The following is a 25,457-nucleotide window of genomic DNA, read 5'->3' as shown; positions in this document are numbered from 1 at the left end:
ACATTAGTCGATAACATAATCATACTGAACTGTCACTTATATATCCGTGATAACAATAATCCACAAGAGGGAAGCTGCGAATAGCAGCTTCCCTCTTCCATTTGATCTATACACCGATGATAATGCACCTCCCCTATCTTCGTGTCGAAAATTAGAAAAATTTTGAATTACAAGAAACATTCCTACATTTTTTCCGTCTATATTATGGTAAATCAACTTGCAAAGGAGCCTATGCATGTTAAAAAAGTTCGGATTAGCTATATTGATTCTATGTACCAGCGTTGCCGTTTCCGGGATGGGTTCGGCTGCTTCCAGCAGTGCAACAGCTATTGAGGTTTCCAAAACACTGCTGGATTACAACCTTGCTCGGCCCCTAAGCGACGGTGCTTTTCATGATGGTCTATTAGCCGCTGAAACATCTGCTGGGAATCTTGTGTTTTATAATACCAGAGGGGAAAAAGCGTTCTCCCTACCCTCCGAGTTTGAGCCTGTTGGTGATTTTCATGAGCAACGGGCCATTGTGAAAAACACAAAAACCAATCTCTATGGGTACATTAACACCAAAGGAACACTGGTCATTCCTTGCCAATATACCGAAGCTCATTGGTTTAGCGAAGGAAAGGCCAAGATCACCCTAGCCTCCACCAAAGAAAATGCCTTTATTGATCGTACAGGAAAGGTCCTTACTCATTTTAAAGAAAACGTTGATTCGGAATATCTGTTAACAGACGGTCTGGCGCTTGCCTACGCCCCCAACACAGGGAAGATCGGTTTTGTTAATGCTTCCGGTCAATTAGCGATCCCCTATAAATACAAATATAGTCGAAGCTTCTCCGATGGCTTGGCTATTGTTCAGAATAGCAAAGGGCTGTACGGATATATAAACACCACAGGAAAGGAAGTTATTCCTCTTCAATATAAATCTGGAGGAGACTTTTCGGAGGGGCTGTCCCCTGTACAAAATGCCAAAGGAAAATGGGGCTTCATCAATAAACAGGGAAAAGTCGTTATTCCCTTTACATTTACCGATGCCCAGGATTTCAGTGAAGGCTTGGCGAGTGTAAAAAATGCGAAAAACGAGGTCGGATTTATTGATAAAAACGGAGCCCTGGTCATTAAATATCAACAAAAATATGATGTCACATTCCCATTCAAGGAAGGCTTGGCTTTAGTAGGCAAACAAGCACATTCATCCGTCTCAGACGGAAAATTCGGTTACATCAATCGTCAAGGCCAGTTGCTGACCAAGCTTGAGTATAGGGTGGAATCCTCCTCCTTCTCCAACGGCTATGCTGTTGCCTTTATCAAGCCGGGTAAAGCTTTCATTATATCCAAACATTCCGTTTCAAAATAAAAAAACGACCCCGGAGGCAGATTGAATGGATCTGCTTCCGGGGGCCGATTCGTTATTGCCTTGGAGTCATCAGTCATGCGTGTAAAATTTTACTCCAGGCAAATCTGCTGCCACCCACGAATAGTTAATAGTATTACTGTTATAATTTTTGGTCCCCGCCTGAGCAATTTGTACCTCTTTTAAAATCGTAATTGACGAACCCTTCGGTCTGACAACGACGACATGACCATGCCCTTCCGCTTTTCTGATCCCGACGGTAGGATATCCGAGATTTGCCCTTTTTTGAGCATCCTGAAAGGTTACGGAGTACCACCCTGGCGTCTTGTTACCCAATAAAGCATCCGCCATTTGATTGGCTAAGCCACTTGGTAGGTCAGCCGACATAGCGGACATCACATTCTGCGCAAAAATGTTACACTTGGTTCCTCCTACCGATGAATACTTTCTGTTCGTTTCTACCTTAAAACCGTCAATTACAGACTCGTAGGTGCTTGCACTTCTAGCCATTTTGAATTTCCCCCTGAATATAAGTTGTGGAGGAAATGATGTTGGCCTCAATTCCCTCTCAACATTTTAGGTGAATTCCGGCTTTCTTTAACAACGTAATACGCGAAGAACTGGTAAATATAAAACGCCTTGCCGGGAAAGAAGTTCCCCGACAAAGCGCATGAATTACTCGAACCTGATCTGACTCGGCTGTTGATCGTATCCCAAAATGATCGTGGCTTCCTTTATTTGAATTTCAAAAACCTCCAATGTCTCACGGAGACCCAAGAGAATTTCATCATACCCCGGAACCTTGGCCAAAAATAGCTCCTTCACCTCGTCTATGGAATACTTACTCTTCTCAACCATAGCATGGTGGGAACGAACATGAGGAATGCCTTCTGTCGGGATCGTTGTAAAAGCTACTTTATTATTTTTTCCAAACTCGACAACCTTCTGATTTCTCCGATCTGACGTGAAATAAATAATTCCCGGCCTGTTGGTGTCATAAGCAAAATTGACATTTCTGACATTGGGAATGTTGTCGACCGATGTTGCCAAAGCGATCCTGTTCGTCTCTTCCAAAATCTCGTAATACCCTTGCATGTTGCTCATATGATCAGCCTCCTCAATTGCTTTACGACATGATTCTATCACCGACCATTGACAGCTCTATGGCAACAATTCAGAATGAAAATAAAAAGGCTGATGCTATATGAAAATTGACCGACTAATTTCTATTATTATGGTTCTGCTTGAACGTAAAAGAATGAGCGCAAAGTCTCTTTCTGACATGTTTGAGGTTTCACTTAGAACCATCTATAGAGATATTGAGACCATCAACATGGCGGGTATACCTATCGTATCGGCTCCTGGCGTGAACGGCGGATTCCGTATCATGGACGAATATAAAGTGGATAAAAAAGTGTTCACACCTGCCGATATTACAACACTCCTGATGGGGCTTGGAAGCATTTCACCCATGCTGACCCGCGAACAGATGTTAGGTACACTTGCCAAAGTCAAAAGCCTCATGCCAACAGAGCAGGCTCACGAAATAGAACTGAAATCAAGTCAAATCATGATCGACCTCAAGCCTTGGATGGGCAATGTAAATTTGCAGGTGTTTTTAGAAATGATTAAAACTGCTCTTCAAAAACACTCTCTTCTATCCTTCCAATATTCCGACCGCAAAGGCCGAACGAGTATCCGCAGGATTGAACCATACAAGCTCGCTTTAAAGGAAAATCATTGGTATGTTCAAGGTTTTTGCCTTCATAAGCAGGACTTTCGTTTATTCAAATTATCCCGCATATCCCAGCTGGAAGTTCTGGATGAGACCTTTATACGTAGGGAATTACCTGAGTCGATCTCCGAATTTACCAGTATCATGTCTCAAAAGCAAAGACCCATCCAGTTGCTGATTCACGAATCCCTTAGAGATCGGATGCTGGATTATTGCAGCAGCGAACATATCACGCCCCATGGAGATAATCACTTCATGGTTCATTTTCCATTTATCGCTGATGATTTCGGCTACAATCTTCTACTCAGTTTCGGTGACCAATGCGAATGCCTGGAGCCGCCGGACGTAAGAGAAGAAATGATCCGTAGAATTGAAAGAATGTCCCAACGATATAAGCGGAGGCAAGAGCAATCCCGATAAATAGCATGATCCAATGACTGAACCGGTATTCATGCTGGGAAGCATACGTCCATACCTCCAGCTCTTCACCGGGCTCCTTCCAGACGAGCATGGAAAAGTGACCTTCCTCCTCATTGGCAACCATCCTAATACGATCAGCAGCCACTTAAGTTCAGCGTCAAAGAAAATCCCGATCATCTCAATTGGCTTCATGCGATGATCTCTTTGGTTTAACAACATAAAATTCAATTCCACTAGGAATCTTTCGTTCTTTTTTCATAACTCGCTATTTTTACACTAGAACCAACAATAGTGAATTAGAATAATGACATAATACTTGCTAGGACAGTAAGTAAACCTATAACAATGACAAATACATTGCTTATTTTCCCTCTGTATTTAGCTAGTACTGGTACTTTACGGATCGCATACATTGGTAATAGACATAAGATAGCAGCAACTAACGGACCGCTAAGGGAATCAATGATTCCAAGAATGCTTGGATTTGCATAAGCAACATACCAGCATGATAATACGACAAAAGCAAGGATCATTGTCTTAACTGTTTTTTCTTCTACATTTTTTCCGCGTGTTTTATTGAACTTGATAATCACGTCACGCATTACCTCATATGCTCCTATATAATGGCCAAGGAAGGACTTTGTTATGGCCATAAAAGCAATGATAGGAGCTGCAATAGTGATTAGAGGCGAATTAAGTCGATTAGCAAGATATGATAGAATTGACAAGTTCTGTTGTTTTGCCATTATAAGATCATTTGGAGTCAAACTCATGACACTGCTCCAAACAAAGAACATAACAACAGCGAATGTCATGATATAACAAACTTTTTGTATTTGAGCACATTTGGCATCAGAAGCTAATGTTCCATAGGTAGCTCTCTGTTTCGTAACAAATGACGAAATAATAGGAGAATGATTAAACGAGAATACGATGATTGGTAGTATCATCAATATCGTTCCAAAATATCCCGATCCTGTTGAAGCAGTAGAAACATTTGAAAAACTAAGCATTGACGTATTCCACTGTGGAATCAAAGATATTGCGATAAAAAGTAGAGAAACGATAAAAGGATATACTAGCATGCTCATTATTTTTACAGTAATATCTTGACCAAAATTTAGTATAGCTATAAGACCGAGTACTAATACAAGCGATAAAATAGCCCTTGGAGGCTCCGCCATGTGTAATTGATGCACGATAAAACTACTTGCCGTATTTGTAAGTGCAACCGAATACATCAGCACAATAGTATAAATTGAGCAGAAATATACTATGTTAAAAATTATACTTGCCTTATTTCCGAAATACTCTCTTATTGTACCTGTAATCCCATCATTTCCAGAATTGGAGGCGTTTATCATTTTAGCAAGCGCCCTATGTGAAAAATACATTACAGGAAATGCAAGTATGGTAATTAACAGTAATGATAATAAACCACCTGAACCTGCATTAATAGGTAAAAAGAGTACTCCTGCTCCAATTGCTGTTCCAAAAAGGCTCAATGCCCAGGTAGTATCCTGTTTATGCCACTTTTTGGGTTCTGGATATTTCTCATTTTCTACTGCAGTATCTTCAGCTTGAAATTCTATTTTTTTTGCAGTATTCCCATTCATATAATAATTCCTCCTTGTTAGTCATCAACCTGATGAATTTGTTAGCGTTTACAAAACATTTTAATTGTACAGTAGTATATTTTAGTGATAATGGCCCTTATTATAAAGACATTTTTAGGAGAACAATAGAGAATAGAATTGTTAACTATTTCGCAATATTCCCAATAACTATTTATTGTTTTAATTGGATCTCTCCAAAAATTTTACTTTTAATGGTAATCCCTGTAGGTGTGGCCGCAATTCCGCCTAAACCTGTCTCTCTTAATTCGCGAGGCATCTGTCTTCCAACTTTATACATCGCTTCAATAGCTTCGTCAGCATTGATGATATTGTCTACACCGGCTAATGCGATGTCCGCTGCTACTAAAGCATTTGCCGTTCCAATGGCGTTTCTCTTTACACAAGGAATTTCTACCAAACCAGCGACCGGATCACAAACTAAACCGAGTAAATTTTGTAATGCGGTTGAGAAAGCTTCAGAAGATTGCTGTGCCGTTCCTCCGGCAGCTTCTACCGCTGCTGCAGCCGCCATTGCTGAGGCACTGCCTACTTCAGCTTGACATCCTCCGTACGCTCCGGAAATACAAGCTTTATTTGCGACTATCATTCCAAATAAAGCTGAAGTGAATAGAAAATGGACCATATCTTCATGACTTAACTGCAATGTATCTTTAATACTAAATAGGACTCCCGGGATCGTCCCACTCGCACCTGCTGTTGGAGTTGCACAAATAACCCCTAATGAAGCATTTACTTCATTAACACCGATCGCATTTTGAACCCCTAACACCATCAAATCTCCAGAAAGAGTTTTTCCATTTTCTCGATATTTTTTTATTTTAACAGCATCACCTCCGGTTAAACCGGTCGGAGAAAATACCCCGTCACCCTCAATACTTTTATTTATGGAATTTTCCATAGTCGCTAAATTCTTTTCCATTTTATTCCGAATTTCTTCATAAGATTTTTTAGTTTGTTCGATCTCCTGTTCAATTGCTAATTCATAAATTGGCTTTTGCCTTTTATTAGCTGCATCTACAATTTCTTTTATGGTCATATACATATTTTCTCAACCCCTAATGTAACTAAAGAATAATGATATTAGCTATGCTGCTTAAACTTCCTAATTCCTTCTGAACATCATCAGGCAATAGCGAATCCAAAGCGAATGCATATAAATATTTTCCGTTTTCTTCTAAAATATGATAGTTGTTAATTTCCACATCATATTGTTTAAAGATCCTGCGTAAAACAAATTCAAAGTCAGCTCTTTCGGAAATCGCAATAATAACTGGCAATGGCCCCTGCAGATCTAAGCTAAATCCGTCAATTTCAACATGTTTGACTTCAATTAATCCTCCGCCGACCGAAATACCCATCGTTCTAATACTTCGACTTTCATTCTCTAAATATATATCTGCCGTATTTGGATAACCAGCAGGACTATCACCTGCTTTTTCAATAAAGGTAATGTCAATTCCTTTAGATTCTGCTATTTTAATAGCATCTGGCACTTTGCTGTCATCGGCAGCAAATCCTAATATCCCAGCAATAATTGCAAAGTCAGTTCCGTGTCCTTTATGGGTTTCAGCAAATGACTCATAATACCTTACCACGATTTTTTTTGGAAGACCCTGAAATAATTTGCTGGCAACTGTTCCAATAGCTAAAGCACCTGCAGTATGTGAACTTGAAGGACCTATCATTATCGGACCAATCACATCAAAACAACTTTTGTATTTAACAACCTTTTTTTCTTCAATAGATATTACATTCATGTTCATATAAGCCCCCCCATAATTTATTATTTCTCAACTTTCTCACCCCAAAAAAACCTTGTAATCACTTACCAGAGTCAAAGCTTCTTACGTTTTATTTGATAGTTCGTTTAGATTTCCAGTAACCATCTTGAAGGTTCTGGAATCCTGCCGGCATTTTCTTCTCGATATACTTTACCAGGAACGCCACTAGATACCTGGCGCCCTTGCCGGTGCCGCATGCCCATTCCGGCGCATGCGGCACCGGCAAGGGCGCCCATAGCCTTCATGTATACGTTTTCTTGTTGTTGATTAGAAAATTAGTCTTCCCCTTGATTGTTGTTATAATTTCTTAAATGCAAGTAAACCGTGTGCTTTGAGATCTTAAGCGCATTGGAAACGATAGCCACGGAATCGCGCATTTGAAAGACGCCGCGTTCTAAGAGCAGCCTGATAATTTCTTTATTCCGATTATGATGGGGGATCTCTTGGGAAGCGTCGACCTCGTGAATCGTCGTTTCTATGGTGTTCTTCAGCAAATCCTCCACTGAGTTAGCGAAATTCTCTTTCACATTGTTTTCAGGGGATAAGAGTTGATTCGGCGAAAAGGTGTTAAGAAAGTTTGATAGGGAACCGTCAAGATTCATGTTGATGCACAACAAGGCGATAATTTTATTATCCTTACCCCGAATAGCGATGGTGCTGGACTTCATTAGCTGGCCGTTCTTGCCGCGGGTGAAGTAGCTTTTGGATTGTTTAGCGCCTGAATTCTCAAGCTCCTTAAGCATACGCAAGGCCAAGTCGGTAATAGGAGCGCCTACCTTTCTTCCGGAGTGGTGACCGTTGGCGATTACGACTGCGGACTGATTATAATCGTGCAAGCTATGTAGAACGACTTCGCATTCCGATCCTAAGTAGTCCGCAATGCCATAAACCAGAGCTTCATAAGACTTTATAATCAGGTGATCCTCGTCTGTAAAAGATAAGTATGACATCGTATAAGGATTACCTCCCTCCTTGGATAATAACCTGAAAGTTGAGTTAATCAAATTTAGTTAACTCAATCAACTCGTCGTAATTGTATACAAAAAAGTTGATTCCTGCAAGAGGCTTCACAACACTGTCAATATCTTTTTATCCTGCAAAAAGCCTTGGGAACTCCTAGGCTTATAAATCCTTTAATGTAAAAAAAACAAGACATACAGCTCATGCTGTATGCCCTGTTCTCAGCCACTTGATGCGGCTGCTGTTACATGGATCTTTGCGGGTTTAGCGCGCATCTCTTATGATATCCTCCATTCTCTCTGTACAGATAAATTCTATTCTCGTCAATTAGCATAGCGCAGTAGAAAGATGTGTTACGGGAAAGCATGTTGGCGGACTTTTGATCACGCTTGCATCAGCCTTCAAACATTTTAGCAACCAAGGATCAGAAGGATGAAATAACCTAATAGGTAATTTCTTTTGCTTCCTCGCTGTAGTGGATGCCTGTTCATTCTTCACTCCGCCCGTTCAGCCACTTGAACCAATGGAGCAAATGACTGAACCGGTACTCATGCTGGGAAGCATACGTCCATACCTCCGGCTCTTCACCGGGCTCCTTCCAGACGAGCATGGAAAAGTGACCTTCCTCCTCATTCGCAACCGACAGCAGCGAAAGACGGTCATCCCCGAATCGGTAGGGAGCCGATTCTACCCAGTAATTCCGCATATCGCTGATCCAGCCGCGGAATTGCTCTGTACGTGCGATCCGTAGAACTTCATCAGGCAGGAGCAGATGCTCGTCGATCTCCTTCCAATCCCCCACATATCGGTACCGCGCTGCCAGCAGTGGACTGAGTGGCCGGGTTTTACCGGGGGCTAACGTAGGCATGCACTCGACGGGAACGACCGGACCGATGCTCTGGATTGCATAGGAGCGGGCCTCCACCTCACTCATTCCACAGGACATAGCCTCCGTGATAAATTCGTTCCGTCGTATACCAAACTGATGCCGATACTGTGACATTTCATCCTGCAACTCCAATACCATTCCTTGTAATGCATCTGTTCCGATCATTCTCAAGCACCTCTCATTCCAAAATATAGTCTTGCAGCTCCTGCTGCGCTCGATACTTAGCCCAATTGAACGCAGGCCACGCCGTTTCTTCCCTTGTCATGCTCATCAGACGCCCTTGCAGGTACTCATCCATCGTTCCGTGTTCCTTGCGGCTAAATTCAATCAGTAACGGAATGGCATCCGCTGATAACCCACTCAAATATTCCTTATCTATCACCGATGTCGTGCGATACCGCTCAAGATTATTTTCGGCAATACGTACATCAATCCCCACATAATTCACGACGACATAAGCCACCAGCGCGAGTACAATATAATATTTGGCTAGCGGCAGCTGGCGGATATGAATACGCACGGCTGCAATGAGCAACAGCAAGCCCAGAAAAATCATAAACGCGTGTACCAGATAGCGGGTGTACGTATAGCCGTATGCCTCTTCATACATGACCAGCCGGGTATATCCCGAATAGAGCATCACACCCGAGCAGCCAACGAGTATATAGAGCAGACCGCTGTTGATTTTTTGCAATATGCTTGAGCTGAATTCAGTCCACTTCAACACACTGATCATCAACACAAAATTGATACCTGTTACCATGACCAGCTCCCCGAATCCCCTTCTTGCATATTCTGCATACGAGGTTCCTGCGGGTAAAGCGCCTTCCCATGCACCAAACAAATACCCAAACTGCAGCACTACAAACACTACATACACCAGATTCATGACGATCAGCACGGTAGCCGTGATCACCGGATCAAACTTAATTGCTACCGGCTCGTAGTCAGGGATTCTTGGTCTGTCGATAATCACTGAAGAATGACCATCGTACTCAGTGGTTTGACCATTCGCACCCTCGTTCAGGCCGTGCCACGATTGAACTTCTCTCACTGTATCACGCGGGGCAGGGTGCACGAACCCCCACAAATAACAGAAGAAACAGAAGGTAAAAAAGCAAGTCCAGATCAGCCGCAGCATCCCGCTCCCAAAGGACCACGTGCCAATCCATGCAGGTATGCCGGATAACAGTTCCTCAAACATCCCGTCTGCCGAAGCCAGCAAGGATACAATGATGAACAGCAACGGCAAGGCGATGAGCAAACCAATCAGCACTTTGCCCAATACACGCTTACGCTCATCCTTCACATTCCGAAAGGCTGCCCTCTTGAACATGCGAAATGGAGTCGCGATATGGCGCATATTTTGGTAAAACCAATGGCTTAACGCCTGACCGATCATGCCGGGTTCCGACCAGTCATGCCTCTTCTCTCCGAACAGCAGCACCATATGTACGCTAATCAGAGCGGGTATAGCCAGCGCATTTAACACATATAGAACCGGGTTATTGAACAGTGCATACGTCAATGCCAGCATGATAATGGTGACAGACAACAGACGCCCTATCCATGAACCGGGCTGGATGCGATCTCGATTGAAGACACACATATAGGCGTAAAACACAATGACAAAAACAGGCATAGACACGCCCAGCCCATGTCCGTAAAACAGATATTGATGAACCAGCGCGAGCACAATCGCGCCAGCAAAGGCAGACAAAAACGACGCTTCCGGCAGAGCTGTTCCACTCATCTTGTCATCCATGGTAAATACCTCCACAAATATGCTTTATAACCCTTATTGTAGATGATAAAATAAGAAGATAAAGAGAAAATAATTGAAACAAAATTTCCTATTTTATATAAGCGGCTGCGCTTTAATCATGTATAGAAGAAACGGAGCGACTATGAATGAAACTTCATGCCCAATTTTTGCAGCTTCACTCCCACACCGCTGACGACAAAGACGAGGATCATACCGTAGAGACTACGCTGGATGAGCTGGCGGCTATTTTTGACTGCACCCACCGCAATGCCTTGATGATCGTTCAGAAAATGGAGCAGCATGACTGGATTCAATGGACTCCCCGCCGCGGCCGGGGCCGTCGCTCCAGCCTGCGCTTTCTGATTCAGCCGGAAGACATTGCTGTACAGTCCATGATGCAGGCCATTGACCGCCATGACATCAAGCGTGCGCTGGATGAAATCCGGGCTCATTCGCGCTCCTCCACGATGCAGGAGCATTTGCAGGGCTGGCTGCTGAATTACTTCGGCCATCACGCAGAGGTCCGCAGCGATCAGCAGCAGATCGACACGCTGCGTCTGCCTATTCGCCAGCAGCTCTATACGCTGGACCCGCTGTATTTGAACTGGCTTGCCGAGTCCTTCGTATCTAGCCACGTCTTTGATGGGCTGGCCCGGCGGGCGAACGAAAGCGGCGAGATTTTGCCGGGGCTGGCGCACGCTTGGGAGGTCGATGCCACCCGAACGCAGTGGACCTTTTTCCTGCGCAAGGAAGTGCTGTTCCATAACGGCAAAATATTAACCGCCGATGACGTTGTCTATACCTTCGAGCGGCTGCGTCGCGCACCGGGAAGGAGACTGTACCATTTTATCGTCCGGCAAATTCGGCACGTGCAGGCACTAAGTCCAACCATGGTACGCTTCGAGCTGAAAGAGCCGAACGAGCTGTTTCTATCCTTCCTGTGTACCAGCCGCGCAGCAATTGTGCCGCGTGAGCTGAATCAGGCGGGTGAAGCCGCCTTTGGCATTCGCCCTGTCGGTACAGGGGCGTTCAAGGTCACAGAAATGAATGAAAGCCTCTGTACACTAGAGGCTTTTGCACCTTATTTTCAAGGCAGGGCCCATCTGGATCGGGTAGAGATTGTACAGCTCCCGTGGGCGACCAAGCTGGAATCGTCGGATACGGAGGATAACGCTTCTTCTTTTCACATCATCCATAATCCGATATCCGCGGGAGGTACAGATGCCGCATGGAGCCAAATTCACTCGGCGGCTTCGGTATGCAAGTTTATTACATGCAACACTTACAAGGATGGGCCGCTGCGCAACCCGGACGTGCGCGCCCGGATCGTAGCATGCCTGGAGCAGCGTAATCTTCCTCCCGAAGAGGTGGGGGCGTCCGACAATTTATATGAACCACTGGCGGCGCTGCAAATTGCCACCATTCCAGAGTATAGACCGGATGCAGACCGGGTCGCGGCTCAGCTCGAAGCCTGGGGGTATACCTGTAATATCGTAGCCGCATCCATGAATGAGTTCAAAAGCTCATCGATTCGCATGGAGTCGGATTTGATCATTTTCTCTCTATTTCGTGACCGTGATGAGCAACTGCGCCTGTTTGATCTGTATCTCAATGTATCTGGACATGTGGAGCCGCATAGCCGCGTGGATATCGAAAGACTGCTGCGTGAAATTACACGCGAATCCGATCATACCGTCAGAGCGCGTCAATTTGAAGAGATTGAAACACGGCTCATTCAGGAGCACCAGCTGCATATTTTATATGAAAAGCCCGTTCAGACAGCCTATCTCCCCTCTGTGCGTGGCGTATCCTTTAATAGTCAGGGCTGGGTGGATCTGCGTCATGTCTGGTTTCCACCCGCTTTATCTCCATCATCCACCCTTTCATAGACAAACAGTTCATCCGAGTGTAATGAGACAAACCAAAAAAGGTATCCTCTTTTTTACAAGAGAATACCTTTTTTGGTTACCACCAATCCAGACCTTTTCAAGCAGATGTATCGATGGATGAATATGTCCATCCCCCCATCCCGTGACTGCGAGCGTCGCAAGGATCTTCGAAAGGAGGAGCAACGAGTGAAAAATTTATGAAGATAAAAGCATTAAATGCGAGCAGAGTAAAAACGATCTTTTTTATCATGGATGTATTCTACCTCTCCAAGTAAGTTTTTATATTCCTCTTTGTCCTCAGAAGAGGCAGTATGCCGATACTTTTCGAATAATCCTACACATCTGATGGTGACAGGATTACCATTCAGCATTACGGAATAAGAAAGGCTCTCCAGCAAGAATTTCATACCTTTGGTATAGCGATCTTTATTGAGATCATAACAAGCCATCTCTGCCAAAAATCGTGCATAGAGATCTGCTGACATTTGCTCTGTATAGGTGCCTACCTTGGTATGCTGATCTGCTAATGCCTCAATTTGTTTTTCAAAACGCTGCAGTACATGATCGACATTAAAATCATAACGGTTGGCCGCCACCAGAATTTTATGCAACCCTACCAGAATTTCGCCTTCGTTTTTCTCCAGATAGTCTACATATAGTGGAATCACGTCCAGGCTGCCGGACATCAACTGATAGAGATACCCGTTGGCCTCAGCCCAGTTGCTACAGAGGGCCTTCAAACGGCGCGCTTCTTCTGTGTCCTCTTTTACCCAGCTCAAATCAGAATACAGGGATACATATTCCAGTGCCTTCTGATAGTCCCCGCGTTCATCCCACACCCCGGCGCGCATCACATAAGAATATACAATGTACATAAACAAAGGACCCTTGGGTTCCTTGCCACGCTCTGATCTTCTGGTATTTCCGTATTTTTGCTCGTATTGCACCTTGGCTTTTTGGCCCATTTTTTCAGCTAACCATTCTACTTTATCCCAACGTCGCAAGGAAGCATAGGTATTAGCCAAATCTTTTAAGGCCTCCAGCTGGTCTGCTTCACCCAGTCGATCCACAAAGCTCTCAAAGTGTGTAGCCGCCCATAAATTTTCATCCTGATCATCACCAATGGCAATCGTAAATAACCGATACTGGCAAAGAGCCAGACGTTCGGAATGCTGGTATTTCTCACTATCCGAGACATTCTTATAGATAATGGCCGCAGCCTCATGCTTGCCTTTTCCGAATAGCTCTTCTGCCGTCTCAAATAAAGCCGGGGCGTAAATGAGATAGTCCATCATAAACTCCACGACCTGCTTAATGCAATCCAGTTTGTCCAACTCTGCACAGCGGTGCAAAAATGGCCGAACCCGTCGCCAATTTGGTGCTGTATTCCGTATAAACTCATCAATGTATAACTCATAGAGGCTTCCTTCTTCAAGCCCCATGCCTGCCCCAATCCGATCCAACAGGAGCATCGCGATCGGCCGATTGCCGTTAATAATGGCACTGATCGTTCCTGCATTAATACCTGTGTTCTCCCCAAACTTGCTAATCGTAATTCCTTCTCGTCTAATATACTGTTCCAGCTCTGCGCGAATTGTGGTTGTTTCCTTCAAATCAGGCACCCCCAGGGATTACTTGCATGATTTCAATACAAAAAAAGAGAATTCCCGTTAACATTCCCTTAATTATACAAAATAAAGCCCACTTCGCCAACTGCCTGGGTGAATTTATTTCAAAAATTTCAATAATTCTCCGAATTACCGTATACTACAGGGAGGTAAGCTGAATGGCTACACTCAATCGGTATGCAGGAAAGGATACAAAAAAATGGACAATTCCCCTACAACAGAACAACAAATTGCACAATGGATGGTCGCGCAGATCCGTGAAGTGGGCACCCTGAAACAGGAAGATGCGATTGCATATGTACGCTCTACGTATGGAGAGCAGTATGTGTTTATAAGCGAGCACGGTCATGTATCTCTGGAAAAAGAAATCAAAAAAGCATTTCGCAAGCTTCATGGCGGCAGAATAGCCTGGGATCGTGATGGATTCCTCTGGGCCTGGACTTAACAAGCAAAGGCATCTGCCCCTGGGCAGGTGTTTTTCTAAATTCATGCATATAGCTTGTGGAGCTGGCTGATTTGTTCCTTCACAAACTGTCGGAGTGCCGTAGGCTCCATAATTTCACCCCGGCCGATCCAATCCATAGCATCTCGACAGGCCGCTTCATAGCTGTACATATTGACCGTCAGATGCAAATGGCTTCCTTCCTGCACGGACTGGATGATTTCCAGCCTGTTCGCTATAATTCCAGCTTGCGTCTTATTCGTTCGGATCACTACGGGATAGTACTCTTCCTTTTTGCAAAGCTGCTTAAACCTGGTTTCTTGCATCATCCAATGCTGCTCCAGCGAAAAATCCACAGGAACCTCGAAGACCTCCGCAGACGGCTGAACCTCCGTGATACGCTCGCACTTGAAGGTCCGAATCTCCTGCCCGATCTCACAGAAGGCAATGAGATACCAGTCACCCTTTTTCACCACAAGTCCATAGGGATGTACATGGCGAGAAGAACAGACTCCATCGGCTTTCCGATATTGAATGGTTATTTTTTTAGACCCCCACACCGCAGCTCTCACGCTCTCCAGACAGGGAATGGCTACACGTTCCGTCCACCAGGGCGTATCATCAAAATAAAACCGTGCTTTGGCTTTCCGAATATCCGATTGATAAGGGTCTGGCATGGTCTGTTCCAGCTTGAGCAGCGCATTTTTTAATTTTAAGCCCGATTCGGTGGGCCCGCCCGTATATATGCCCATGCCTGTTAAATAAAGCTGAATCACATCTCCTCCGTTCAACTGTTTAAGGTTGGCTGTATAGCCCTCCATCAAATAAATTCCACCCTTCGGGCCGGATGCGGTAACAATCGGAACCCCGGCTTCAGCCAAAAGGTCGATATCCCTGTAAATCGAGCGTACCGAGGTTTCCAGTGCCAACGCCAATTCCTTGGCCTTCATTCTCCCTCTAGATTCGATACATAATAAAATCGCGATTAAACGATGCAGTCTCACAATCATACCTCCACAGTAGATGGTTACCCAAGTTGAAAAGTCGATGCAAAGATTGTTGACACCCTGTTGGCAATAATAGGTGTGTATCATAGAAGTAAAGGGGTGTAATGGATGATGAATATTGGAATTTTGGGGACGGGATTCGGCGCGTATCATGCGACGCTTTTAAACAACCATCCCAAGGTGAACAGAATCGTTGTATTCGGAAGGAACGAAACCAAGCTGCAAAAGCTGAGAGAGGACCTGAACGTTGAAGTCACACAAAATATAGAGGATATTCTGCTGGATTCAGACATGGATGTCGTCGATCTATGCCTACCCTCTCATCTGCATAGGTCATATGCCATGGATGCGCTAAAGCACGGAAAGCATGTGTTTTGTGAAACGCCGGTTTGCTTTGATCTTGAAGACGCTCTTCTTATGCAACAAGCTGAAAAGCAATATGGTAAAAAGATTCTGGTCAACCAGTTCATTAAGTTTGATCCTGCCTATACCTATCTGTACGAGGCTCACCGTCAGCAAAAGTACGGGAAGCTTGTTTCTTTGTCCTTGAAAAGGGAAACGCCTCCCCTGTGGGGAGATCTTGGACCAAGCTCCATCCCTGCTCAGTTCATGATTCATGAACTGGATTTACTCGCATGGCTGCTGGGCCCCTGTGACCCATGCACAGTCTGGGGTACAGAGGTTGCCCATCCTGAACAGGCACAGGTGCGGGCTTATTTTCAGCATCAGAATACGTTCACAGAAGTCATCGCCTCTTCCCATATGCCGACAAGCTATCCATTCACGGTAGCCTATGAAGCTTATTTTGAAAAGGCCAAACTGATATACCACGAAAGCGACAAAAATGATCTTGTACCTACCGCATTATATGAGTATACCGCATCAGGGCAGCAAAAAATCAACCTCGAATCCGCCAATCCGTACGAAAAAAGTCTGGATCATGCCCTTGCATGCTTTGACGGACTTTCGGAATGCCTGATTCCACTGGAACAAGCCATCCAATCGCTGGAAATAGCTATTAAGATTAAACATAGACTGGAGAAATATTAGCGTTAACGCGATGTCTCCGGCAGTTATGGCGGCCAACCTCCCTTACAGGGAGGTTGCGTCCGCAGGCAAGGAAACCTCGTCCACATAGTTCGTTGCCATAATCCTGGCTACCCCGGCCGGGTCGGTGGTCTGGCCCAACGCCCACATCATTTTTGTTACAAGTGCTTCCGTTGTCATGTCATACCCCGGAATCACACCCTTTTCCAGTACCTTCTGGCCTACCTCGTAAATCGTCAGATCCCCGCCCTCATAGGGGCATTGGGTGGTTACGACAATACTCATACCGTCCTTCATCAATTCCTCGATTTTGCTGATCAGGCTTCTTTCCTTGAAAGGCACACCGCCCATACCAAAGCCCTCTATGACGATGCCTTTATAGCCCAAGCTTCGAATGGCATCAAAAATCGCCGGATTCGTCCCCGGAATCAGCCTCAGCAAAAATACCTCCGATGCATACCCGTCATTATACGGGTGGCGAACGGTACCGCGATCTGCAAATACGCCCTCCGTATAGACCACCTTGCCGTTCTCCACCAGGCCGATGTATGGATAGTTGATACTCTCAAAAGCGTTATAGCTGCGGGTTCTGATTTTGGAGCTGCGGCTGCCGTTGATAATTTTGCCGTTAAATACAACAAAAACCCCTGCCACCTCGCCACATGCGGTCAGGAATGAGTCAATTACATTCTTTTTGGAATCACTGTGTTCGGCCAAAATGGACACCTGTGAGCCTGTCACAACGACGGGCTTGTCTACAGTTCCCAGCATGAAGCTCAAGGCCGAAGCCGTATAGGCCATCGTATCCGTACCATGTGCAATGACGATGCCATCGTATTGATTGAGAGAACGGTGTACCATCCGGGCGATGGAAGCCCAATCCTCCGGTTGTGTATTGGTGCTATCAATGCTCATCAGATTGTGGGCATCAATATCGCAAATTTCCTTGAGCTCCGGAATTTCCGCTAAAATATTCTCAGCCGATTGGGTCGGAGTCAGGCCGTTTTCCTGATAGGAGGAAGAAATCGTCCCGCCTGTGTTGATAAACAAAACCTTTTTCATGTGCCAATGTTCCTTCCCGATTACATCTTCACTTTATTGTTCTTAGAATTTATCATGAATAAGTGTGATAATCTACATTGCTATAGAAAAGATTTAATGAAGGATGGTGCATTCATGAAGCTGGAGCAGCTAGCAACCGTTATCCCACTGCTGGAGCATATCGAATACGGTAACACCTCTCAAACCCTGCATCCTGGCTCCGACAGCCATCTCCTGATTGTTGCGCTGCACGGACATGTCACTCTCTCAGCTCAAGACCAAGAGCCGATTATTTTCACGCAGGGCTTTGCCTTTCATAATCAATATGGCGCTTGCAGCATTCAGGTCCCCAAAACCCGGGAAGCCGAATATGTCGTGATTACGTACCGTGTTCTGCAAGGCGAATCCACGGATTGGACGCTGCATGGTCCCTTGCGTACCTTGAGTGAATATAAAATCAAATATATGCTGGACGAGTGAGCGAAGGACATTACACGGTGTTGTTCAAAAAAGCCACTGGCGTGACCATGACCCAGTATTTGCGTCATCTCCGTATCCAAAAAGCGAAGCAAATGTTCCAGCAGACCCGACTTCCAGCCAAGGAAGTAGCCCAACGGGTCGGATTTACGGATTATTTTCATTTTAGCCGTATTTTTAAAAAAGAAGTCGGCTGCTCCCCCACCCAGTTTCAAAGAATCTAATAATATAACATGTGACGTCTACAAATCAGACATGGTATAAAAGAGAGGTTGCCGCCTGCGTGATATCGGCCCGGCTCTGGTGGATACGCACAGCCGTTTTCATTTTATCGTATACGAGGTTCGCTTACCGCGGACGTTGGTTGGACTGCTGGCAGGCATGGGACTAGCTGTGGCAGGAGCTATTCTGCAAAGTCTGCTCCGCAATCCGCTGGCCAGCCCTGACGTGATCGGCATTTCCAAAGGAGCTGGATTTGCAGCGGCGGCTGTGGATTTTCCTGTTCCCCCAGTCTCCAGCCTATACCCTGCCCTTGGCGGCGTTTGGCGGGGCCGTGGGAACATTCCTGATTCTGCTGCTGCTCAGCCGCAGACTTACGCTGGCTCCAGCAGCTCTAGCCCTGGTCGGGGTCGCTATGGGGGCCATTCTTATGGCAGCCACGCAGTATCTTATCGTAACGCATCCGACCAATGTGAACACGGCTTTGCTCTGGATGTCAGGCAGCCTGTGGGGTCGGAGCTGGCGGGAGGTCATCTCGCTGCTGCCCTGGATCATCGTCTTGCTGCCCTTGGTCTGGGCCAGCTACCAAAAGCTGAATATTTACCAGCTTGGCGATGAAACCATCGCTTCCCTCGGGGTACAATATGACTCGCCAGCGCCTGCTGCTCCTATTGCTTGCCGTTACACTGGCGGGAATTTCAGTCTCGGCGGTCGGCGCCATCGGCTTCATCGGACTGATGGCACCCCACATGGCTCGAAGACTTGTCGGCAGCCACAATCAGTGGCTGATTCCGCTGGCTGCCCTGCTGGGAGCGAACCTGATGCTGCTGGGCGACATTTTGGGCAGAATGCTCATTGTTCCACGTGAAATACCCGTCGGGATCATGACGGCACTTGTGGGCGCTCCTTATTTTGTGTATTTACTGCGGAGGGAACGCAGCAGAAGATCATTCTAATCCCCCGATACCCAAGGGAAAAAGCCCCTTCATCGTATCTGGGGATACATCTAGGTACATCCGGCAGCAGTCTGATGTATCTAGATGTAGCACGCCAAAAAGCACGTCAGACCATCACAGGTATTCCTTCCTCCTGCGATGGGTCTGGCGTGCTCTTTACTCTAAGGACAACGACTTTACGGTGTTTCGCCTTCATATGAGACCGGGCCGGGTAATCCTGTCTACCCCATTCCACGTCATTTTATGGAGCTACCGGTTGCTCCTGTAACGTTCTTTGCCCCAACGCTTTGCCCAGGAATTGCCGTGTCCGCTCTTCCTTCGGATTGGTGAAAAATTGCTCCACAGGGCCCTGCTCCACGATGACGCCATCCTCCATCAGCACGACCCGATCCGCTACATCCCTCGCAAAACCAAGCTCATGCGTCACAACAAGCATCGTATTGCCTTCACTTGCCACTTTTTGAATGACTGACAGCACTTCATCCACCAGCTCAGGATCGAGTGAGGAAGTCGGTTCGTCGAACAACAGCACCTGCGGATTCAGCGCCAAAGCCCGGGCTATGGCAACCCGCTGCTGCTGTCCACCCGAAAGCTGGGCAGGATAATAGTTCATGCGATCCTTTAACCCGACCTTTTCCAAAATCCCTTCACTGATCTCCCTCGCCTGCTTGCGATCCAGCTTTTTTACACTGGTCAGACCGATCATCACATTGTGGAGTGCATTCAAATTTTTAAACAGCTGATATTGCTGGAATACCATCGCTGTTGCCATACGCAGTTCGAGGATATCCTTTTTTCCCGCCTTGGTCGCATCTACCTTTACACCGTCAATTTCAATGATACCGCTGGTCGGCTGCTCCAGAAAATTAATGCTGCGCAGCAGCGTGGACTTTCCCGATCCGCTCGGGCCCAGGATGACTACAACTTCTCCCTTGCCTACAGTTAGGTCTATGCCCTTCAACACGTGATGCTGTCCAAAATGCTTATGGATTTGATGAAGTTGAATCATACACTTACTCACTTCTTTCGTAAATTCGAATACGCTTCTCCAACACGACAAGCCCGCGTTCAATAATGATGCACACCAGCCAGTAGATCAGAGACACCGCAACATACACCTCAAAAAAAGCCAGCGCCCGCGCGCCCATAATTTTAGCCTGTCCCATCATATCGACAACACCGATCATAAAAATAAAAGACGTATCCTTCACCGTACTGATCAGCGTGTTCCCCAGATTGGGCAAAGCCACCGTCAACGCCTGTGGCAGTACAATTTTGAGCATAATCTGTGTCTGACTCATCCCGATGGAATTGGCAGCCTCAAATTGTCCCCGGTCGACTGAATTAATCGCCGCCCGGAACGTCTCCGACAGATACCCCCCAAGGTTCAACGAAAATGACAACAGTGCGAAAATCTCGGGTGGAATCACGTAGATATTTAATTGCTGCAGGAAACCATATTCGCTCTGAAAAAAATATAAAAACTTGGGTATTCCATAATATACGAGAAATAACTGCACAATCAGCGGCGTTCCCCGAATGTACGAGACATACAGCGTAGACAATTGCGCCAAAACAGGCACCTTGTATATCCGGATTAAGGCCGTCGCCAATCCGATGATCGAACCCAGCAGCATGGATAATAGCGCAATCCATAGCGTAACAGGTAGATACTCCACGATCCGGGGAAGGCTTTTCAGCATATAATCAAGGTCAAACAGCTTTTCCATAGGAACCTCACTTTACCCATTGCATTGTTGTTACTGAGGGATATATTCCCCACCTGTCCATTGTTCAGACAGTTTTTTCAGCGTTCCGTCCGCTTTCAGTTCTTTAATAATGGGGTCAATTTTCGCTTTCAGTTCTTCGCCCTGCTTATCCTTATTGAACACCAGATTGATATCATCCGTTTTCACAGGATCACCTATCGCTTCGACCTGCAAGCCTTCCTTCTTGATCGTAGCAGCCGTCATGACTGGATCATTGACATAAGCGTCTACCCGGCCATTTTGCACGTCCTGAAGGTTGTCAGACGAAGTGCCTGTGTCATTGTATTTCAAAATAATTTTATTTCCGTTCTTTGCATTGTACTGTTCCAGTAATTGAGTGTAGGAATCCCCTACGGAAGCAGCTACCTTCTTGCCTTCCAAATCCTTGAGAGAGTGTATATCCGTTCTGCCTTTTTTCACAACAATGACGGATTGAGCCTGGAAGTAAGATTCATCAGAGAACAAGTATTTTTGCTCACGCTCGGGATTCTTGGCGATTTCATCCGCTACGACCTGAATTTTGTTCGCTTCCAGCGCCAGGAAAATTCCGTCCCAGCCCGAAGGAACAAACTCAAACTTGTAGCCGTCCAGCTTCTTGTCAATTTCCTTGATGACATCCACATCGTATCCGGTCAGTTCATTTTTATCATTCGTAAAAGCAAACGGCGGGTAGTCATTTTGTGTGCCGACATAAATCACCTTATCCCCTGACGCCGCTTCCTTTGAGGAGCATCCACTCAAGGCACCCGTTAATAACACAAGAGATAGGCCAATCGCTGCAACGAAAGCAGATTTTTTCATATGTAATACCCCTTTTTATCCCAAGTAATTTACTATGATTTTATATTATAGCGGGTTATTCAAATAATACAACAGATAAATTTGATTTCAATTGCTTATCCATATGCTGCACAAAAAAAGGACCCTTGCGGGTCAACTGTCATTCATGAAGTGGAAGACGATCTGCTGGATGTTCCGGCAAAATAGATGAGATCAACCGTTGCACAGCCGGATGGGCGGATTCAAAAATCCGATCCTTGTCATCACAGCGCTCGATCAATTTCCCCTGCTCCATCACGGCGATGCCATCACAGACGGCGGAAGCTGCCCGAATATCATGCGTGATGAACAGATATGACAACCCGAACGAGGATTTCAGCTCTCCTAGCAGGGATAAAATATGCATCTGGTGAACCATATCCAGGCTGCTGACGGACTCATCCAGCACGATGAGCTTGGGCTTGAGGGCAATGGCTCGGGCAATGTTGATCCGCTGCAATTGTCCGCCGCTAAACTGATGCGGAAGTTTATTCCGATCCTCCGGCTTGAGACCGACCCGCTCCAGCAGGTTCTCCACCGTTCTCTTTTGCTCCTGTACCGATAGCCGTTCGTAATTGTCCAGCGGCTCCCCGATAATCTGCCCGGCGGTCATCCGGGGATTTACAGCGGAATAGCAGTCCTGAAATACGACCTGCATATCCCGTCGCAGCTCCCTGCGGACCTGTGTGCTTCCATTATAAATGTCCTGTCCCTGAAACAGCACCTGGCCCTCCTGCGGCTTCTCCAGCCCCAGAATGACCTTGCCCAGCGTGCTTTTACCCGCTCCGCTGGTTCCAAGCAAGCCCAGGCAAAATCCGCTCTCTATCGTAAGCGAAACGCCGGACAGCACGGGGGGACGTAGTTCGGAGCGGCCCAGCCATTTGCGCCTTCCATAGCTATGAGTTACTTCCTTCACTTGCAGCACGCGCATTCGCTCCCCTATTGAATGTGTAACCGTCCACAGGCGACTAACCGCCTACCTGGTTCATGTCCCGCAGGGACAACTTGGGCCTGGCATGCAGCAGTATTTTCGTATATTCATGCTGCGGCTGATTGAACAGCCGATGAACCTCCGCCTGCTCGACAATACGTCCCTGCTGCATGACAGCTACTTCATCTGCCATTTGGGAAATCACTCCCAGATCGTGCGAGATCAGCAAAATGGAGGTGCCGTATTCTGTGCGCAAGCGGTCCAGCTCTCTCAGCACCTGTAGCTGATTCACGACATCGAGCGCTGTTGTCGGTTCATCCGCGATCACCACCGCAGGACGCAGGCACATGGAAATGGCAATCATGACGCGTTGTAGCATCCCCCCGCTGAGCTGAAAGGGATACCGCTTCAACAGCTTGGCCGGTTCGGGCAAATTCATCTTTTCCAAAGCTGTTATAGCAAGATTACGGGCCTGTCGTGTGGTCAATTGGGTATGAGTGCGGATGGTTTCCATAAACTGAGCCCCGATCGTATACACGGGCGTAAAAGCATTCATCGGATTTTGCATAATCAACGCGATGTCCTTGCCAAGAATACGCCGCATCTCCTCGGCCGCCATTCCGTTCAGCTCACGCCCATTCAGACGGACACTGCCTTTTACGTCCATCGTCTGGCGATCCAGCAACTGGAGCAGGGCGTTACAGGTCACCGTTTTGCCGCTTCCACTTTCGCCAACAAGACCCAGTACCTGCCCTTTTTTCAGTTCAAAATCAATTGGCTCCAGCAGAGGCACTGTCCCTGTACCCGTTTGGAGCTTCACCTGCAAGCCGCGGACCTCCAGCACCTTCGACTTCGCCCCGTCATCCATCGTTGTTCTCACTCCTGTTTTACTGACGTTTGGAAATTCCGTACCGGTCTGACAGCGCCTCTCCCAATATATTGAAGGCCATGACCACTACCAGAATCATGACGCCCGGATAGATCATTAATTCCGGATGACTGCGGATGTAGCCTGTTCCCTCATGAATCATCGCTCCCCACTCGGGAGTCGGTGGCTGGATACCCAGACCGAGGAAAGACAACGCGGAAATATCCATGATCGCCCAGCCCATCTCCAGCGTACCCATAACCACAATCGGACGCAGCACATTGGGAATGATATGCCTCCGGATAATGGCTCCTGAGGAGGAGCCGCTAATCCTTGCGGCCGCTATAAAATTCCGCTCTTTCAGACTAACGACCATATTGCGGCACATTCGGGCATAATACACCCACTGCACCATCATCAAGGCAAGCAGCACCTGCATCAGACCCGGCCCAAAAATACCGACAATACCCAGTACGAGCACCAGATTCGGGAACGCCATAATCCCTTCGCAAAACCGCATTAGCACACTATCGACCCAGCCGCCCACATAACCTGCAACCGATCCAATCACGACACCAATGCCAAGCGAGGACAGGAAAATCAATGTCGCAAAGCCGAGCGAAATACGCGCTCCATACAGCAGCCGGGACAGATTGTCCCGACCCAAATGATCAGTTCCCAGCCAGTATTCCTTCGAAGGTCCTTCCAGCTTGTGCAATAAATTGACTTTAACCGGATCATGGGGGGCCAGCCACGGGGCTATCGCCATAATGATGAAAAGAGCCGCCAGCACGACAGAGCAGGCCACGATTACTTTTTGACCCTTGAACATTGTACGCAACCTTATCATCACCGCTCTGCTCGTCCCTTCGCTGAAATTCGGGGGTCCATATACAAATGCACCAGATCAACGAGCAAATTGCATACGATGAACAGGCATGCCGCCAAAAACACATAGCATTGTATGACGGGAATATCCCGGTTAAAAATCGCTTCCACAAAATATCGGCCAAAACCGGGCCATGAAAACACCTGCTCCACAATAATCGTTCCGGTCAGCAGCTTGCCCAGATTCATGCCCATACCCGTAATCAGCGGAGCAATGGCAATTTTGAGCACATGCTTGAGCATAATTATACGTTCACGAATCCCTCTGGTTCTGGCATACTGCACATACGTTTCCTGAAGCTGCTCCAATACACTGGAGCGCAGCAGGCGCGTATATAGAGCAATCAGAACGAACGACAGGGTCAACGTGGGGAGCACCAAATGCTGCCATGTTCCCCGCCCCTCTACAGGCAGCAAGTCCAACCGGACAGAGAAAAAGAAAATCAACAGATATCCCAGCCAGAACTGTGGAATAGACGCTCCAACATATGAAACCCCTCGACTAAGCATGTCGATCCAGCCATTTTTACGTATCGCCGCCAGTACGCCCAGCGGAATACTCACCACAATGGATAGCAGCATGCTGCTCAAGGCCAGCTCGGCAGTGGCCGGCAGCCGAACCTTCACCTCATCCCACACCGGCTTGTTTGTCAGGTACGAAGTACCAAAATCCAGCCGGCTGATTCTTTGCAGCGTCTGCATATACTGTGTCAGCAAAGGCTGATCCAGCCCGAATTCATGCCGCTTCTGCTCCAGAATTTCCGGAGTCGGATAGATGTGAGCTGCTGTCAAATAGGCCTCGGCCGGATCAACCGGTGAAATATGAATGAGTGCAAAGGTAACGAGAGTGGCAAAGAGAACAATAGGAATGACCGCTATCATTCGTTTCCCAATATAGCTGATCACAAGTTGTCCTCCTCTTCTGTAAACGAACGTTA

At 46.6% G+C, this 25,457-nt stretch carries 26 protein-coding genes and 2 pseudogenes; 10 read left to right on the top strand and 18 right to left on the bottom strand.

The window, feature by feature from the left end:
• The first annotated feature begins 235 nt into the window (after positions 1–235).
• Positions 236–1,354, top strand: a complete 1,119-nt coding sequence (locus B4V02_RS00470; RefSeq protein ID WP_094153368.1) for a WG repeat-containing protein — start codon at positions 236–238, stop codon at positions 1,352–1,354.
• A gap of 69 nt (positions 1,355–1,423) precedes the next feature.
• On the opposite strand, the gene B4V02_RS00465 is transcribed toward B4V02_RS00470, so the two are convergent.
• Both B4V02_RS00465 and B4V02_RS00460 read right to left on the bottom strand, forming a co-directional pair.
• Positions 1,424–1,861 (bottom strand): hypothetical protein, encoded by a 438-nt coding sequence (locus B4V02_RS00465; RefSeq protein WP_094153367.1) that lies wholly within the window; start codon positions 1,859–1,861, stop codon positions 1,424–1,426.
• Positions 1,862–2,026: 165 nt separating this feature from the next.
• Positions 2,027–2,455, bottom strand: a complete 429-nt coding sequence (locus B4V02_RS00460) for a pyridoxamine 5'-phosphate oxidase family protein (protein WP_094153366.1) — start codon at positions 2,453–2,455, stop codon at positions 2,027–2,029.
• A 100-nt stretch (positions 2,456–2,555) separates the two neighbouring features.
• Here B4V02_RS00460 and B4V02_RS00455 point away from each other — a divergent pair, with 100 nt between their 5' ends.
• The gene (locus B4V02_RS00455) at positions 2,556–3,506 is read left to right on the top strand and encodes a helix-turn-helix transcriptional regulator (protein ID WP_094153365.1); all 951 of its coding nucleotides are present in this window, start codon (positions 2,556–2,558) and stop codon (positions 3,504–3,506) included.
• Between the two features lie 296 nt (positions 3,507–3,802).
• Here the strand turns inward: B4V02_RS00455 and B4V02_RS00450 are convergent, their stop codons facing one another.
• The 6 genes from B4V02_RS00450 to B4V02_RS00425 all read right to left on the bottom strand — a co-directional run bounded on the left by B4V02_RS00450 (position 3,803) and on the right by B4V02_RS00425 (position 10,538).
• On the bottom strand, positions 3,803–5,122 hold the full coding sequence (locus B4V02_RS00450; RefSeq protein ID WP_094153364.1) for an amino acid permease: 1,320 nt from the start codon (positions 5,120–5,122) through the stop codon (positions 3,803–3,805).
• Between the two features lie 172 nt (positions 5,123–5,294).
• A complete protein-coding gene (gene sdaAA, locus B4V02_RS00445; protein WP_094153363.1) occupies positions 5,295–6,185 on the bottom strand; it encodes an L-serine ammonia-lyase, iron-sulfur-dependent, subunit alpha in 891 nt (296 codons plus the stop codon).
• A gap of 22 nt (positions 6,186–6,207) precedes the next feature.
• Positions 6,208–6,906, bottom strand: a complete 699-nt coding sequence (locus B4V02_RS00440) for a serine dehydratase beta chain (RefSeq protein WP_043891400.1) — start codon at positions 6,904–6,906, stop codon at positions 6,208–6,210.
• A 293-nt stretch (positions 6,907–7,199) separates the two neighbouring features.
• Complete coding sequence (locus B4V02_RS00435; RefSeq protein ID WP_007433053.1) at positions 7,200–7,874, bottom strand: helix-turn-helix transcriptional regulator; 675 nt, start codon at positions 7,872–7,874, stop codon at positions 7,200–7,202.
• Positions 7,875–8,371: 497 nt separating this feature from the next.
• Positions 8,372–8,938: a hypothetical protein gene (locus tag B4V02_RS00430; protein WP_094153362.1), complete on the bottom strand. Its 567-nt coding sequence runs from the start codon at positions 8,936–8,938 to the stop codon at positions 8,372–8,374.
• Between the two features lie 13 nt (positions 8,939–8,951).
• Positions 8,952–10,538 (bottom strand): DUF4153 domain-containing protein, encoded by a 1,587-nt coding sequence (locus B4V02_RS00425; protein ID WP_094153361.1) that lies wholly within the window; start codon positions 10,536–10,538, stop codon positions 8,952–8,954.
• 146 nt (positions 10,539–10,684) lie between these two features.
• On the opposite strand from B4V02_RS00425, the gene B4V02_RS00420 reads away from it, so the two are divergent.
• Complete coding sequence (locus B4V02_RS00420; RefSeq protein WP_094153360.1) at positions 10,685–12,427, top strand: ABC transporter substrate-binding protein; 1,743 nt, start codon at positions 10,685–10,687, stop codon at positions 12,425–12,427.
• 212 nt (positions 12,428–12,639) lie between these two features.
• Here the strand turns inward: B4V02_RS00420 and B4V02_RS00415 are convergent, their stop codons facing one another.
• Positions 12,640–14,040 (bottom strand): transcriptional regulator, encoded by a 1,401-nt coding sequence (locus B4V02_RS00415; protein WP_094153359.1) that lies wholly within the window; start codon positions 14,038–14,040, stop codon positions 12,640–12,642.
• A gap of 214 nt (positions 14,041–14,254) precedes the next feature.
• Here B4V02_RS00415 and B4V02_RS00410 point away from each other — a divergent pair, with 214 nt between their 5' ends.
• Positions 14,255–14,500, top strand: coding sequence for a DUF6953 family protein (locus tag B4V02_RS00410; RefSeq protein WP_007433059.1), 246 nt, complete (start codon positions 14,255–14,257; stop codon positions 14,498–14,500).
• 41 nt (positions 14,501–14,541) lie between these two features.
• Here the strand turns inward: B4V02_RS00410 and B4V02_RS00405 are convergent, their stop codons facing one another.
• Positions 14,542–15,507: a helix-turn-helix transcriptional regulator gene (locus B4V02_RS00405; protein WP_482811888.1), complete on the bottom strand. Its 966-nt coding sequence runs from the start codon at positions 15,505–15,507 to the stop codon at positions 14,542–14,544.
• A 105-nt stretch (positions 15,508–15,612) separates the two neighbouring features.
• Between B4V02_RS00405 and B4V02_RS00400 the strand changes: the two genes are divergently transcribed.
• Positions 15,613–16,554, top strand: coding sequence for a Gfo/Idh/MocA family protein (locus tag B4V02_RS00400; RefSeq protein ID WP_094153357.1), 942 nt, complete (start codon positions 15,613–15,615; stop codon positions 16,552–16,554).
• 42 nt (positions 16,555–16,596) lie between these two features.
• Here B4V02_RS00400 and B4V02_RS00395 read toward each other — a convergent pair whose 3' ends face one another.
• Positions 16,597–17,613: an asparaginase gene (locus B4V02_RS00395; protein ID WP_094153356.1), complete on the bottom strand. Its 1,017-nt coding sequence runs from the start codon at positions 17,611–17,613 to the stop codon at positions 16,597–16,599.
• A gap of 114 nt (positions 17,614–17,727) precedes the next feature.
• Between B4V02_RS00395 and B4V02_RS26375 the strand changes: the two genes are divergently transcribed.
• From B4V02_RS26375 to B4V02_RS26355, 5 genes and pseudogenes are all read left to right on the top strand, one after another.
• Positions 17,728–18,072: a hypothetical protein gene (locus tag B4V02_RS26375; RefSeq protein WP_244188421.1), complete on the top strand. Its 345-nt coding sequence runs from the start codon at positions 17,728–17,730 to the stop codon at positions 18,070–18,072.
• 17 nt (positions 18,073–18,089) lie between these two features.
• Positions 18,090–18,293: a helix-turn-helix domain-containing protein gene (locus tag B4V02_RS26370; protein ID WP_244188420.1), complete on the top strand. Its 204-nt coding sequence runs from the start codon at positions 18,090–18,092 to the stop codon at positions 18,291–18,293.
• 79 nt (positions 18,294–18,372) lie between these two features.
• Positions 18,373–18,513, top strand: a pseudogene (locus B4V02_RS26365) (iron chelate uptake ABC transporter family permease subunit); the annotation flags it as partial.
• Between the two features lie 109 nt (positions 18,514–18,622).
• A pseudogene (locus B4V02_RS26360) lies at positions 18,623–18,874 on the top strand (iron chelate uptake ABC transporter family permease subunit); the annotation flags it as partial.
• Positions 18,875–18,932: 58 nt separating this feature from the next.
• Entirely contained in the window at positions 18,933–19,244 is a 312-nt protein-coding gene (locus B4V02_RS26355) for an iron chelate uptake ABC transporter family permease subunit (protein WP_244188419.1), read from the top strand.
• Between the two features lie 241 nt (positions 19,245–19,485).
• Here the strand turns inward: B4V02_RS26355 and B4V02_RS00380 are convergent, their stop codons facing one another.
• The 7 genes from B4V02_RS00380 to nikB form a co-directional block, all read right to left on the bottom strand.
• Complete coding sequence (locus B4V02_RS00380; RefSeq protein WP_094153355.1) at positions 19,486–20,253, bottom strand: amino acid ABC transporter ATP-binding protein; 768 nt, start codon at positions 20,251–20,253, stop codon at positions 19,486–19,488.
• A gap of 4 nt (positions 20,254–20,257) precedes the next feature.
• A complete protein-coding gene (locus tag B4V02_RS00375) occupies positions 20,258–20,974 on the bottom strand; it encodes an amino acid ABC transporter permease (RefSeq protein WP_007433069.1) in 717 nt (238 codons plus the stop codon).
• A gap of 30 nt (positions 20,975–21,004) precedes the next feature.
• Entirely contained in the window at positions 21,005–21,814 is an 810-nt protein-coding gene (locus tag B4V02_RS00370) for a transporter substrate-binding domain-containing protein (RefSeq protein ID WP_007433070.1), read from the bottom strand.
• 139 nt (positions 21,815–21,953) lie between these two features.
• Positions 21,954–22,763, bottom strand: a complete 810-nt coding sequence (gene nikE / locus B4V02_RS00365; RefSeq protein WP_094153354.1) for a nickel import ATP-binding protein NikE — start codon at positions 22,761–22,763, stop codon at positions 21,954–21,956.
• Between the two features lie 37 nt (positions 22,764–22,800).
• Complete coding sequence (nikD, locus tag B4V02_RS00360) at positions 22,801–23,631, bottom strand: nickel import ATP-binding protein NikD (RefSeq protein WP_094153353.1); 831 nt, start codon at positions 23,629–23,631, stop codon at positions 22,801–22,803.
• Positions 23,632–23,650: 19 nt separating this feature from the next.
• Positions 23,651–24,481: a nickel ABC transporter permease subunit NikC gene (nikC, locus tag B4V02_RS00355; protein ID WP_094153352.1), complete on the bottom strand. Its 831-nt coding sequence runs from the start codon at positions 24,479–24,481 to the stop codon at positions 23,651–23,653.
• A complete protein-coding gene (gene nikB, locus B4V02_RS00350; protein WP_094153351.1) occupies positions 24,481–25,425 on the bottom strand; it encodes a nickel ABC transporter permease subunit NikB in 945 nt (314 codons plus the stop codon). Before nikB ends, nikC begins: the two co-directional genes overlap by 1 nt.
• Positions 25,426–25,457 lie beyond the last annotated feature (32 nt).

The sequence above is a fragment of the Paenibacillus kribbensis genome, assembly GCF_002240415.1.
Taxonomy (GTDB): Bacteria; Bacillota; Bacilli; order Paenibacillales; family Paenibacillaceae; genus Paenibacillus; species Paenibacillus kribbensis.
Note: the sequence above shows the minus strand (reverse complement) of the source record. Positions and strands in the feature narration are given on the sequence as shown.